The 13151-nt window shown below is 43.9% G+C and carries 12 protein-coding genes; 2 read left to right on the forward strand and 10 right to left on the reverse strand.

Features of this window, described 5'->3' with window-relative positions:
* Window positions 1–120: 120 nt before the first annotated feature.
* Window positions 121–972, reverse strand: a complete 852-nt coding sequence (locus FD04_RS07055; protein ID WP_056947924.1) for a DegV family protein — start codon at window positions 970–972, stop codon at window positions 121–123.
* Window positions 973–1190: 218 nt separating this feature from the next.
* Between FD04_RS07055 and trhA the strand changes: the two genes are divergently transcribed.
* Window positions 1191–1856, forward strand: coding sequence for a PAQR family membrane homeostasis protein TrhA (gene trhA, locus FD04_RS07060; RefSeq protein WP_235805664.1), 666 nt, complete (start codon window positions 1191–1193; stop codon window positions 1854–1856).
* A gap of 127 nt (window positions 1857–1983) precedes the next feature.
* Here the strand turns inward: trhA and FD04_RS07065 are convergent, their stop codons facing one another.
* The 4 genes from FD04_RS07065 to FD04_RS07080 are packed head-to-tail and all read right to left on the reverse strand — an operon-like array spanning window position 1984 to window position 6570.
* Window positions 1984–2472 (reverse strand): dihydrofolate reductase, encoded by a 489-nt coding sequence (locus FD04_RS07065; protein WP_056947926.1) that lies wholly within the window; start codon window positions 2470–2472, stop codon window positions 1984–1986.
* A gap of 10 nt (window positions 2473–2482) precedes the next feature.
* Window positions 2483–3433 (reverse strand): thymidylate synthase, encoded by a 951-nt coding sequence (locus FD04_RS07070; protein WP_056947928.1) that lies wholly within the window; start codon window positions 3431–3433, stop codon window positions 2483–2485.
* Window positions 3434–3461: 28 nt separating this feature from the next.
* On the reverse strand, window positions 3462–5351 hold the full coding sequence (locus FD04_RS07075) for an ABC-F family ATP-binding cassette domain-containing protein (RefSeq protein ID WP_056947930.1): 1890 nt from the start codon (window positions 5349–5351) through the stop codon (window positions 3462–3464).
* Window positions 5352–5355: 4 nt separating this feature from the next.
* Window positions 5356–6570 (reverse strand): CCA tRNA nucleotidyltransferase, encoded by a 1215-nt coding sequence (locus FD04_RS07080; protein ID WP_056947933.1) that lies wholly within the window; start codon window positions 6568–6570, stop codon window positions 5356–5358.
* 152 nt (window positions 6571–6722) lie between these two features.
* On the opposite strand from FD04_RS07080, the gene FD04_RS07085 reads away from it, so the two are divergent.
* On the forward strand, window positions 6723–7616 hold the full coding sequence (locus FD04_RS07085; protein WP_235805665.1) for a YitT family protein: 894 nt from the start codon (window positions 6723–6725) through the stop codon (window positions 7614–7616).
* Window positions 7617–7724: 108 nt separating this feature from the next.
* Here FD04_RS07085 and FD04_RS07090 read toward each other — a convergent pair whose 3' ends face one another.
* The 5 genes from FD04_RS07090 to cmk form a co-directional block, all read right to left on the reverse strand.
* A complete protein-coding gene (locus tag FD04_RS07090; protein ID WP_056947936.1) occupies window positions 7725–8993 on the reverse strand; it encodes a tetratricopeptide repeat protein in 1269 nt (422 codons plus the stop codon).
* A 187-nt stretch (window positions 8994–9180) separates the two neighbouring features.
* Window positions 9181–9456, reverse strand: a complete 276-nt coding sequence (locus FD04_RS07095; RefSeq protein WP_054702092.1) for an HU family DNA-binding protein — start codon at window positions 9454–9456, stop codon at window positions 9181–9183.
* 244 nt (window positions 9457–9700) lie between these two features.
* Window positions 9701–11008, reverse strand: coding sequence for a ribosome biogenesis GTPase Der (gene der, locus FD04_RS07100; RefSeq protein WP_054702089.1), 1308 nt, complete (start codon window positions 11006–11008; stop codon window positions 9701–9703).
* A gap of 133 nt (window positions 11009–11141) precedes the next feature.
* Window positions 11142–12377: a 30S ribosomal protein S1 gene (gene rpsA, locus FD04_RS07105; RefSeq protein ID WP_054702086.1), complete on the reverse strand. Its 1236-nt coding sequence runs from the start codon at window positions 12375–12377 to the stop codon at window positions 11142–11144.
* Between the two features lie 80 nt (window positions 12378–12457).
* Window positions 12458–13144: a (d)CMP kinase gene (gene cmk / locus FD04_RS07110; protein ID WP_056947937.1), complete on the reverse strand. Its 687-nt coding sequence runs from the start codon at window positions 13142–13144 to the stop codon at window positions 12458–12460.
* Window positions 13145–13151 lie beyond the last annotated feature (7 nt).

Below are 13151 nucleotides of genomic sequence, written 5' to 3' on the forward strand. Positions count from 1 at the left end.
AAAATAATGCTAGTATTGTACCGAATTTAACGGTAAATAAGCGAATAATCCGTATGATCAGCGCGATCATGCGGATTATTGGCGAAACAGCACGTGAACGGATACGCCACGTCGTATTAGTTATTTTTCGTCATCGAAATAATACATGAGTGCAAACGCACCAGGACCACCATGTGACGCAATAATCGGCACGGTTTCTCGAACGACGATGTTTAAATCCGGAAACATTGGTTTAAGGTGTTCGAGTAACTTATCCACCATCGACTCAGCGTGCACATGTGAAATACCAATTGCCTTAATATTTGGCGTTTGCTTCATTTGGTCATACACTTTTTCAAAGAAACGGTCAATGGTCTTCACGCCACGTCCCTTGGTTTTGATGTTGAGTAAACCATCCCCAACCTGTAAAACGATCTTGATGTTTAATAACGATGAGATGGCGCCAGTCATACGGTTGATTCGGCCACCTTTGACCAAGTTATCAAGCGTCATCACTCCCATGTATAAGCGGGTGTTGTGCTGTAATTTTTTAGTTGCAGCCACAATTTCGCTGACGGATGCACCCTGTTGCGCAAGCTTAGCTGCCTCGATACACTGAAAGGCAAGCGCCCGATCAGTGGTTTGACTATCAACCACCGTCACATCGGACTTAGAAATGGTTGCAGCTTGCTCTGCAGTATGAACGGTGCCACTGATTGCTTCGAGCATATTTAAACACACGATGGGACTGCCATCAGCACCCAGGTCATCAAACACCTTAATGAAATCACCAAGTGGCGGTTGACTGGTCTTTGGAAAAGTCTTTGAACTTTCCATTTTGTTGATAAATTCTTCATTCGTGATGGTGTGCCGTTCAACATAAACGACATCATCGATCATAACCGTTAACGGAACGATCGTAATGTGATACTTTTCAACTTCTTCGTCAGTTAACCCGGCGGAAGAATCAGTTACTATCTTAACAGTTGCCATGATTGATTATAACCACGCTTTCTTACCCATTGTAGGTGTTTTCATGCTACAATGACAGTTGTCGCATGAAAACGATTCGGTAATAGTATAGCAGATGAACCAAGGTGTCACAAGGTTGTCTCATGCTACTGGCTACATGCAGTTAGCACTTGCAGTTAGCACTTGATATCGTACATACGACCTGAAATTCACCATCATTTTTTCGACGGAGGGATATTTTGATACAACCTAACCATCTCGCGCCAAAACCGAAGCCATCTCGGCGCTACTTAATCATTAATGAAGTATTGAATGCCGTTACACACGGCATCGGTGTGGCCTTAAGCATTGCAGGTCTGGTATTGCTCATTATTCGCGGTGTCCAACAAGGCGGTGCCATGCGCATTACGGCATATACACTTTATGGTGCCCTGCTGGTCATTTTTTACCTTGCTTCTACCCTGTTTCACAGTTTATATTTTACCAAGGCGAGTCACCTGTTCCAGATTTTTGACCATTCCGCCATTTACTTGCTCATTGCAGGAACTTACACCCCATACTGTTTGGTGGTGATCAAAGGCGCTCTTGGTTGGGTGATTTTTGGTGTCATTTGGGCAATGGCCATTTTGGGTGTTATTTATAAGGCCTTGTGGCTCGGCAAATACCAAAAATTATCAACGGTGATTTACGTCATCATGGGTTGGTTTTGTGTCCTCGGTTTCAAGCAGCTTTATCAAGGCTTGGGTATTCCCGGGTTCACACTCTTGGTACTTGGCGGCGTTGCCTTCACAGTAGGCGCGGTCATTTACAGCTTTAAGGGCATTAAATTTGGTCACGTTATCTGGCACTTGTTTGTGTTGCTTGGTACCATCTTGATGTACTTTTCAGTTTTACTATATGCATAATCCACTTATAACAATAACCAAAAAGCTATCGACTCCAGTTCTGGAGCTGATAGCTTTTTTTCGAGGTGAAATTTACGATAAATTTTAATTCCGTCTGACCATTATCTAAGTCACTTAAAGTTTAGCACTACCGACGTTGCCAGCGTTCAAACGTGAGCGCATATTGATTTTTTTCATCAGCCAGTCGATGTTGCTGTTCAACCAGTTTGAACTTTGAATAATCGATTGCCGGCATGTAAGTATCAACCTCAAACGCGTGATCGACCCGAGTGCGGATCAAAGTATCAACGTATGGTAACAAGCTGGCAAACACCTTTGCGCCACCACTAATAATGACAGTTTCATCTGGATGATCACGTTCATAAGCGATCACTGCCTGTGTCTCATGAAGTACTGTCACGTCGTCCGGATATTGCGCACTGCTATCCGTGGTGAGCACAACGTGTTTACGGTGCGGTAATGGTTTTTTGTAACTCGCAAACGTTCGCCGACCTGACACGAGGGTGTTGCCCATAGTTGTCTGTTTAAAAAATTTTAAATCTGCCGGTAAATGCCAGGGAAGGGTCCCTTTCAAGCCAATCCCGTGATTTTGATCTTCTGCCCAAATAAAAATCATACGTTCACCCCTACACTGCCACAGGCGCTTTAATTGCTGGCGCTGGGTGGTAATTGGTGACGCTAATATCTGACATATCATAATCAAAAATACTTGATTTATCAGGATTAAGGACCAGTTGTGGTGCCTGTGCCGGGGTGCGGGTCAACTGAGTCTTAACTTGTTCAATATGATTACTGTAAATATGAGCATCGCCCAACGTGTGTACAAAATCACCCGGCTGTAGGCCAACTTCCTTGGCAATCAAGCAAGTTAAGAGTGCATAGCTGGCGATGTTGAACGGTACGCCGATAAAGATATCAGCCGAGCGTTGGTAAAGTTGACAGCTCAGCTTACCATCAGCAACGTAAAACTGAAACATCGTGTGACAAGGTGGTAAAGCCATACTTGGCACGTCTTCAGGATTCCATGCCGAAACAATCATACGTCGTGAATCAGGATGCGTTTTAAGGGTCTTAATCACGTTGCTAAGCTGATCGATAGTCTCACCCTTACTAGTTCTCCAAGCACGCCATTGTGCACCGTATACGTTACCTAACGTCCCGTAATGAGCCGCAAACTGATCATCGTTGACGATTCGGTCACAAAAAGCAGCCATTTCTTTTTGATAGGCCGCATTAAAATCAGCGTCCACAAGTGACCGACGACCAAAATCAGTCATATCTGGACCATGGTAGTCGGTAGAATTCACGTAGTTTTTGAAGGCCCATTCGTCCCAGATATGGTTATGGTGTTTCAACAGATACTGAATATTAGTGTCACCATGTAAGAACCAGAGCAACTCACTCTTAATTAGCCCAAACGGGACTTTTTTAGTCGTTAATAAAGGAAAACCCTGACTTAAATCAAACCGCATCTGATACCCAAAGGTACTGATCGTCCCAGTACCAGTTCGGTCTGATTTACGATGGCCATTTTCTAATACGAATCGTTCAAGGTCTAAATAAGCATCTTCTAACATTGGCACAACCCTCTCCTATTAAAAATTGCTAGTCGGCATACTGGCTCAGGTAATCCCACCGAGCCATTTTTTCATCTAATTGCTGATCAGTCGCTTCAAAGTCTGACTGTAATGTAGCTAATTTATCATAATTATCCCCATTTTGGGTCATTTGTGCTTGTAAATCACTCTTTTTATTTTCCAATGCGTCAATTTCATCTTCAATGGTCGCCCATTCTTGCTGTTCTTTATAGGTTAACTTGGTTTTAGTCTTTTGGGTCGGTGCTACTGCCTTAGCTGCTGGCTTCGGTTCGGTCGCCTTCTTGTTGGCTGCCCGAGTTTTTTGTTGGTGCTCCGACAGATAATCCGTAAACAGACCGTTGTAGCGTTGAATGTCACCGCTCCCTTCGAAAATGAGCAATTTATCCGCAACTTTATTCAAGAAATACCGGTCATGAGAAACTGTGATCACGGTACCGTTGAAGCGGTTCACGTAGTCTTCAAGAACAGTTAGCGTCGAGATATCCAAATCATTGGTTGGTTCATCCAAAAATAACACGTTTGGTTGACCCATTAGCAACTTTAAAAGGTACAGACGGCGCTTTTCACCACCCGATAACTTACGAATCAGAGTGCCGTGCATAAATCTTGGAAATAAGAACTGTTCCAGCAACTCTGAAACTGAGATTGACTGACCGTTTTTATCGGTAACGTTGTGGCCAACCGACTCCAAGTAATTAATAATTCGCTTATCATCAGGAATTGGCTCAGTTCGTTGCGTATAATAGGCCATCTTAACCGTCTCGCCGATGGTGATCGTACCGGAATCTAACGGTAGCCGACCAGCCATCACGTTGAGCAATGACGATTTACCTGCCCCATTTTCACCCGTAATGCCGATCCGGTCGCCCGCTTGTACGAGCAGATCAAAGGCCTTTAAAATGACATGATTGTCCAATTGTAAGTTTGCATCTTTTAGTTCGATCACCTGCTTACCCAGGCGCGTTTGACCGAGATCAATCGAAACATCCTCATCAACTTGTCTTGTGCCGAGGTTATCCTTGATTTCGTTAAATCGATTGATTCGAGCCTGTTGTTTAGTGGACCGAGCTTTAGCGCCAGCGTGCATCCAAGCTAATTCTTGTTTGTAGAGCTGTTGTTGCTTATGTTCTTGAGCTGCTTCAAGTTCGACCCGTTCGGCTTTTTGCGCAACAAAATCCTGATAATTACCATCGTAATTGAAAAGCCGACCAAATGACAACTCCCAGATGTGATTAGCGACTTGGTCCAAGAAATATCGATCATGGGTCACAACCAGCAAAGCGCCCTTATAGGCAGCCAAGTAACTTTGAAGCCAATCAATTGAGTCAAAATCCAAGTGGTTGGTCGGTTCGTCAAGCAATAAGAGGTCGGGTGCTTGAATCAGCACCTGCGCCAACCCAACCCGCTTACGCTGACCACCAGAAAGTGTCCCCATCTGCTGTGACAAGTCAGTAATATGGAGCTGAGTCAAAATGGTTTTAACATCACTTTCAGCGTTCCACGCGTCAGCTTCATTCATTTGTGCTTCAGCATCCATGTACTGTTGCTGTTTCTTTTCATTTTCGGGATCAGCGCTATAGGCGGCTAAAGTATCTTCATAGCGTCTGATAATTCGAAAGACTTTTTGAGTACCTGAAAATACGGCATCCATCACTGTTTGCTCGTCATTAAACTCTGGTTCTTGTTTTAAATACGCAATTGAATAATCATTTGGTGTAATAATATCACCCGAATATTGTGCTAACCCTGCTAGCGTATTGAGTAGCGACGTTTTGCCACTCCCATTCGTACCAATTAGCCCAATCCGGTCGTTTTCATTGATAATAAAATCAACCTGTTCAAACAGCGTTTTTTCGCCATAAGTCCGGGTCAACCCTTCTGCTCTTAATGTCTGCATCTTGTCACGCTTCCTCGTTTAAATAGTGAATAGCCGCTTTAATTAATACTTCCGTTTGATTGGTCAGTAACCCATTAACCACTTGATGTTCAAGATAAGTTAACCCCCGACCCAAACCAGGTCCAGGTTGCACACCAGCTTGCATGAGGTCTTGTCCCGAAATGCTGAGCGCCCGTTTAGATTGAATTGGTAATTGATCATAACGCGCTTGCAGTTCCTTTGTTGTTATCTCAGACAGCGATAACGCGGTAGCTACTTCGTTTGCAATGGCCAAGCGTTCCCGACCGGTTTGGTATAAGCACCAAGCATTAACCTGATTAGTTGTAATTGCTTGAATTGCACGCACGACCACTTGCGTATCGGTAATCATCTGATTAGCGGATTTCCAATGTTTTAACAACGACGCAACTTGGTTCGTGTTCAATTTAAAAGTAGTTGCTAACAAAGCCCAAACCGCAGTTTCATTGCTCATCCCGACCTTTAATTGCTTGGCCAGTTCAATAAGTGGTGCCTCATAGTCAGCAAAATCTGGACAGTACTGGTATAAACCAGTCGACAAGAAGACGTCAAGACCACGACTAGGCCATTGACCAAGTAGTAACTTGACGAACTCCACGTGAATGCGCTCCACCGCAATCTTGGTTAACAGTTGGCCATGGTGTGTAATGCCGTCGATGGTTTCTGGGTCAATCGTAAAGTCTAACTGGCTAGCAAACCGCACGGCACGCATCATTCGTAAGGCATCTTCATTAAACCGAGTTTCAGGATTACCGACTGCCTTAATTCGCTTCGCTTTCAAATCGTTTAAGCCATCGAAATAGTCAATGATCGTCCCGTCAGTTTTAAGTGCTAGCGCATTAATCGTAAAATCGCGTCGGTTGAGATCTTCTTTTAACGACCGAACAAACTGGACAGAATCTGGTCGACGGTAGTCTTGGTAGCCTGACTCAGTTCGAAACGTCGTAGTTTCATACCCCTGGCCATGATCTAGTATCATCACGGTACCATGCTCGATTCCCGTATCCACCGTTCGCTTGAAGAGAGCTTTTACCTCCTCCGGGTACGCACTGGTGGCAATATCAACATCATGAATTGGTAACCCGAGTAACGTGTCACGGACCGAGCCACCAACATAGTAGGCCTCGTAACCAGCGGCCTCAATGGTATCAATAATCGGTTGTGCTTGAATAAATTCATCTGGTAATGTTTCAATTCTCATTAAAATCGGCCCTTTTTTTAGATTTCAAAGTCTTATTCAGTTTAACAGATAAAGTCACTTGAACCAACTGTCCGAAGGTGAAAGTATGCTATGATGGAAACGAATAAAAAATGAATATTACACACAATTGCACAGTGGAAGGGGGAATCAAGGTGACGACAAAAAAAGAAGAACAGGTCCGTGTTTTGGATTTATTCATGATTACAATTGGTTGTGCAACTTATGCCTTTGCGTTAGTCATGTTCAACATTGCCAATCAACTTGCTGATGGTGGTATTAGTGGGGTGACCCTAATTCTGCGTGCCCTATTTCATATTGATCCAGCCTATTCGACCATCATCATCAATATTCCTTTGATTTGGATCGGTTATCGTTTCTTGGGACGGCGGGCAATCATTTATACCCTCTATGGTACGGTGATGCTTTCTGCCTTCCTTTGGATATGGCAACGGGTTCCCATGGCCATTGATCTTCATCACGATCTCTTTTTATCAGCGATGGCTGCTGGTATTACCGGTGGCGCGGGTAGTGGGCTACTCTATCGTTTTGGTGGCACCACTGGTGGAACAGATATTATCGCCCGCATCTTTGAACGTTTCCGTGGCGTTCCGATGGGACAGACGCTACTTTGGTTAGATATCGTTGTTTTATTTGCGTCACTAATCTACATTGATATTCGTCACATGGCATATACCTTACTGTGTGCATACGTTTTCTCAAGACTGGTCAACTTCATTTTGAGTGGCACATATGCTGCCAAGGGGGTCCTGATTGTTAGTACCGAAACCCAAGCAATTGTTGATGAAGTGATGACCGAAATGCAGCGTGGTGTCAGTATTCTTCATGGCGAAGGTGGTTATTCCCATCAAGACCGGCCAGTCTTATATATCGTGGTTAGCCCAAGTGAACTGCACGACTTACAAATGATTGTGAGTGAGCTGGATCAGAGTGCTTTTATGACGATTTTTGACGTGAACGAGGCTATTGGAGAAGGGTTCACTTATGAGCGCCCCTCACGTAACTCGTTTTTTAAACACGCTCGTTGAGGCGTGTTTTTATTTTTTTATGCTTTAAGTTAAAGTAACTTTTTATTGTACTTAAGTTCAAAATCAAAAAAGTCAGCCCCTTTCTGGACTGACTCAGCTTAATTCATCCTAATAATCGTCTTCGTCTTCTGCTTCAAGCATCAACGCCATTTCCGCATCATCTGGCACCAATTTAACGTAGGCTCGTAATAGTGTCAACATTTCATCGCGCTGGCCCATTTCCCTGAAGAAGTAAATGGCCGGTTTTAAGAACGCCGTTTGATCCATGAAGTATGGCATGGCTGCCTGGTAAAAACGAGTCGCCTCGTCAAATTGCTCCAAGTGCGCGTATGCCACTGCTAAATTCCAGTATAACTGAGGGTCAACGTTATCGGCCTGCACGTATGGTGCTAAAAAGGCCACGATTTCATCATACCGTTCCTGTTTCACATATAGATTGGAGAGTTTAATGACGATATCTAAATCATCGTTATCGAGGTCATGACCACGCTTTAAGTAAGTCTCAGTCAGTTCTTCATCCTTTAATCTCGCTGCGATATCAGCCGCGTAAGACCAAAGTTTCTCATTGTACTGATCTACCCCCAACCCTTCTTGCAGGATTTTGAGGGCGTCGTCAAGCCGATTTTCCGCAACCAACGCTTGGCCTAAATAAGGATAAAGACTTGTATATTGCGGATCGGTTTCCTGAAGCTCAGTCAGTAACGCAATGGCTGATTTGTATTCTTTAAGTTGGAGATACGTAAACCCTGTTTCAAATTTAACATCTGGGGTCATATCGCCTGAGTGAATCTGTTTCAGATACCCAATGGCCTGTTCAAAACGGCCCGCGTTGGCGTAGGCCACCCCAATTCGTTCGACTAAGTTGACGCCACTGAACGCAGGGGTTCCTTCTTTAATCAGGTCAAGATAAAGCGGAATGGCCCGCTTGAATTCACGCATGGTAAAGTACAGTTCTGCCAACGCAAAACTAATGGCTGGTTCATCGGGGGCTAACCGCTGCGCCTCAAGTAATTTTTGTTCACTTACTTCAAACAGTTCTTGTGTTTGATAGAGATCTGCAGCTACCATTAATGACCGAACGTAGGCAGGAGAGTCAGGTGTAACTTGGTTCAAATAGTCTAAAGCCTGATCGTTGTGATCATCTTCAATTAAAATATCGGCTAAATTGACCCGCAGATCATCCTCTTCTGGGTAACGTTCTAGCAATTTCTCATAAATCCGACGTGCTTGGTTTAAAAAGCCTAAGGTGTATAACTCTTCAGCTAAACTGTATAATGTGTCATCATCGTCATGCCGTAATGCACTGGCATAAGTTTTTTTAAATTCATCTAGTTGACCGCGCTCTAAGTGGTCGAGGGCTTGTTTTGAATAACTCATCGAATACCTCCCGTAATGTTTGACAATCTATCATAGCACTTGTGGCCGCGTTCGCCAAGCAAGCTGGTCTAACACCTGCCACTCGTCGATCAATAAATGGCGTACAGTTCTCGCTCACGCTTATTTCTGGTACAAAAAAACGCCAGTAGAATAATCTACTGACGCTCAATGCAACTAAATAGTTGTCCTATTTAACAGCATCCTTTAAAGCTTTACCAGGCTTGAATGCTGGTACTTTGCTTGCAGGAATTTGAATTTCGTCACCCGTTTGTGGGTTACGGCCCTTACGAGCTGCACGTTCGCGCACTTCGAAGTTACCAAAGCCGATTAATTGAACCTTTTCGCCTTTAGCTAAAGTTGCTTGAACAGAGTCAAATACTGCATCAACTGCTGCAGTTGCATCCTTCTTAGTTAAGCCGGTTGCAGCAGCGACATCGTTAACGAGTTGTGCTTTGTTTGCCATGAATGATTCGCCTCCTTGGAAAAATTATGATGAGTACACGTTCATCTCATCTAGTCGATCGACAAGTCAATCTGACTATTGAAATAATAACGGGATTCCGCATCATTTCTGTATCCAAGATAGCACACAAAGCCTTTCATAGCAAGGTTTTTTGCCGTTTTGAGTCGAATATTATCGCAAAAATGGCATTTTTCACGTATAAAGCTGAAAAAATGGCGCAACGCCCGGCTTGTAGCGGGTTAACTCACTTTCGGTGACGTTCGATAATGTGGATCGGTGTCCCGGTGAAATCGAAGTGTTCACGGATTTGATTTTCCAAGTATCGCTCATATGAAAAATGCATTAAATCCGGATCATTCACAAAGAGCACAAAGGTCGGTGGTTGAATCGCAACTTGAGTGGCAAAGTAAACCCGTAACCGTTTGCCGTTGTCATTCGGTGTTGGATTCATCGCAATTGCGTCCATAATCACGTCATTTAAGGTTGAAGATTGTACCCGCTTAGCGTGATTACCTGCTACGGTCTTAATCATAGCAGGTAGTTCACCGAGTCGTTGATGGGTTTTGGCTGAGACAAAAACAATTGGCGCATAGGCTAGATATTGAAATTCTTCACGAACGTGAATTTCAAAATCGTGCAACGTTTGGTTGTTTTTCTTAAGTGTATCCCACTTATTCACTACAATGATAATGCCACGGCCCGCTTCATGGGCGTATCCAGCAACCCGCTTATCTTGTTCACGAATTCCTTCTTCGGCGTTTAACACAAACAAGACAACGTCGGAATTATCGATGGCCTTCATTGCGCGCATCACACTATATCGCTCGGTGTTTTCGTAGACCTTGCCCCGCTTTCGAATCCCAGCGGTATCCACCATAGTATACTCGGTGCCGTCAGCTACGAATTTAGTATCAATCGCATCACGAGTTGTGCCTGCAATGTCTGAGACGATCACCCGATCCTCACCAAGCATCGCGTTAACCAACGATGACTTACCAACGTTAGGCCGACCAATCAAGCTAAAGCGAATGCTATCATCGTCAACAACGCCCTCTGTGTCAGGAAACGCCTTAATAACGGCATCTAATAAATCACCTAAACCAAGACCATGTGACCCTGAAATCGGGTATGGATCGCCGAAGCCTAACGCATAAAAGTCATAGATTTGTTGCCGTAATTCTGGGTTATCAGCTTTATTAACTGCCAGCACAACTGGCTTGTTTGCTCGGTACAGAATCTGAGCGACTTTTTCATCAGCATCAGTGACGCCTTCTTTGACACTGACTACAAAAACGATCACGTCAGCCTCATCAATGGCCACTTCTGCTTGTTGGGTAATTTGTTTTAAGAAGGGTTCGTCACCCATATCGATCCCACCGGTATCAATCAAACTAAAGTTTGTCCCTAGCCATTCACCATGGGCGTATATCCGGTCTCGCGTTACACCTGGCGTATCTTCAACAATTGAGATTCGATCACCGGCAATACGATTAAAAATGGTTGATTTCCCAACGTTTGGTCGACCAACAATGGCAATACTTGGCATACTCATTTGGCATCCCTCTTTTCATAAGTTATCTTCATTAAACCTAATATCGCAATAAAAAAGTCATTTTGAACCGGCATTCCGCTCCAAAATGACTTTTTATGTTAAAGCAAATTTCGGTTGTTAGCTGTTACGTAAATTAGTCTTGATCTGAACCTTGGGCACCCTTTAATTGGTCACCAATCAGATCACCTAACGTAAAGCCGGCATCATCATCGTCAGTTGACATTTGAACTGGAGCAGATGACTTCTTAGGTGCACGAGGCTTTGGTTGATCATCACTACCAGCAGGCTTTTCCTTCAACGCTTTGATTGAAAGTGCCAAACGGTGTGCATCTGGGTGAACTTCAAGCACTTTAACTTGAACCTTTTCACCAGTTGAAAGCACGTCGTTAGGTGTCGCGATATGTTCATGGGCGATTTGTGAAATGTGAACTAACCCTTCAACACCAGGGAAGACTTCAACAAAGGCACCAAAGCTAGTCAAACGCTTAACAGTTCCTTCAAGTACGGCACCTTCTGGAGCCTTTTCTTCAATATCATCCCATGGTTCTGGCAAAGTTTGCTTAATTGAAAGTGAAATCCGATCACGTTCTGGATCAACGGAAAGGACCTTAACCTTCACATCTTGGCCAACCTTCAAAACGTCAGCTGGTTTTTCAACACGTTCGTAAGCAATTTCAGAAACGTGAACCAACCCATCAACACCACCAAGGTCAACGAAGGCACCGAAGTTAGTCAAACGAGCAACTTTACCTTCAATGGTATCGCCAGCTTGGATCGTGCTCATGATTTCTTCGCGCTTAGCAGCTTTTTCTTGTTCAACTAAAGCACGGTGTGACAAGATTAAGCGGTTTTCGCTTGGTTCAATTTCAATAATCTTAAAGGTTAAAGTTTGACCCTTGAATTGGTTCAAATCTTCAACGAAGTGATCACTGATCATCGAAGCTGGAACGAAGCCACGAACACCAGCATCAACAACTAACCCACCCTTAACCACTTGGGTAACAGGGGCTTCGATGTTTTCACCGGCTTCGAACTTCTTTTGAATCTCGTCCCAAACTTTACGGGCTTCCAGACGACGAACAGATAACAAGTAGCTGCCGCCCTCTTTATCATTACCAATCTTTGAAATAACAACTAAATCAAGGGTGTCTCCAACCTTGACAATGTCATTAATATCAGAAACTGGCTTTGTTGAAAGTTCCTTTTGTGGTACCACACCTTCGATACCAGTACCTTCGATACCAACGATTGCTTGCTTGTCGTCATCAATGGCCAAAATTTCACCTTTGACTACGTCACCAACATTAACCGTCTCAATGCTGTTTAAAGCATTTAATAAATCGTTGTTCTCACTATTGTTTTCACTCATACGAACTTTTCCTCCTTGCGACAACTCTAATATATATTTTATCCGAAAATCGCCAATATTACCAGTACCATGACGTACTTTTATTCGAATTCTTGTCGTTTTTGTTCAATTATTACACTAATCTTATCAACAACTTCGTCAATTGACAACGATGTTGTATCCAAACGGACTGCATCAGCCGCCTGAGTAAGGGGTGAGATTGCCCGAGTTGAATCCTTATGGTCCCGGGTCTCAATCTCGTCTCGCAAAACGTCAATTGGCGTGTGGATCCCCTTTTCTGCATTGTCCTTGAATCGGCGTTGCGCGCGTTCTTCAACGCTAGCCACCAAAAAAATTTTAACTTCGGCGTGTGGTAAAACAGAAGTTCCGATATCTCGGCCATCCATCACGATGCCGCCAGCGTCTGCAATCACCCGTTGACGCTCAGTTAAATCGGCTCTAACAGTGCCTTGAGCAGCCACCGTTGAGACGTTATTGGTCACATCTGGTTGCCGAATTGCCATGGTCACTTCTTGACCATCAAGAAAAACTAATTGTTCGGGATCTCCGGGTTTAAAGGTAATATCTGTTTTGGCTAACATCTTGGCCAATGCTTGGGCATCATCCAAAGCGACGCCAGTTTGCATTGCCTTTAAGGTAACCGTTCGATACATTGCCCCGGTATCACAATAAATATACGCAAATCGACGGGCAATTTTTTTGGCAACAGTACTTTTTCCTGCAGAAGCAGGACCGTCAATTGCAACTTGTAGTTCTTTTTTTGACATACTTTTC

It is taken from the genome of Secundilactobacillus odoratitofui DSM 19909 = JCM 15043, assembly GCF_001434895.1.
In the GTDB taxonomy this organism is placed as follows: Bacteria; Bacillota; Bacilli; order Lactobacillales; family Lactobacillaceae; genus Secundilactobacillus; species Secundilactobacillus odoratitofui.

Excerpts from the sequence above, each read along its gene's own strand:
- FD04_RS07055 (WP_056947924.1), bottom strand. The coding sequence starts at position 972 with ATGGCAACTGTTAAGATAGTAACTGATTCTTCCGCCGGGTTAACTGAC.
- FD04_RS07065 (WP_056947926.1), bottom strand. The coding sequence starts at position 2,472 with ATGATTTTTATTTGGGCAGAAGATCAAAATCACGGGATTGGCTTGAAA.
- FD04_RS07070 (WP_056947928.1), bottom strand. The coding sequence starts at position 3,433 with ATGTTAGAAGATGCTTATTTAGACCTTGAACGATTCGTATTAGAAAAT.
- FD04_RS07075 (WP_056947930.1), bottom strand. The coding sequence starts at position 5,351 with ATGCAGACATTAAGAGCAGAAGGGTTGACCCGGACTTATGGCGAAAAA.
- FD04_RS07080 (WP_056947933.1), bottom strand. The coding sequence starts at position 6,570 with ATGAGAATTGAAACATTACCAGATGAATTTATTCAAGCACAACCGATT.
- FD04_RS07090 (WP_056947936.1), bottom strand. The coding sequence starts at position 8,993 with ATGAGTTATTCAAAACAAGCCCTCGACCACTTAGAGCGCGGTCAACTA.
- FD04_RS07095 (WP_054702092.1), bottom strand. The coding sequence starts at position 9,456 with ATGGCAAACAAAGCACAACTCGTTAACGATGTCGCTGCTGCAACCGGC.
- der (WP_054702089.1), bottom strand. The coding sequence starts at position 11,008 with ATGAGTATGCCAAGTATTGCCATTGTTGGTCGACCAAACGTTGGGAAA.
- rpsA (WP_054702086.1), bottom strand. The coding sequence starts at position 12,377 with ATGAGTGAAAACAATAGTGAGAACAACGATTTATTAAATGCTTTAAAC.
- cmk (WP_056947937.1), bottom strand. The coding sequence starts at position 13,144 with ATGTCAAAAAAAGAACTACAAGTTGCAATTGACGGTCCTGCTTCTGCA.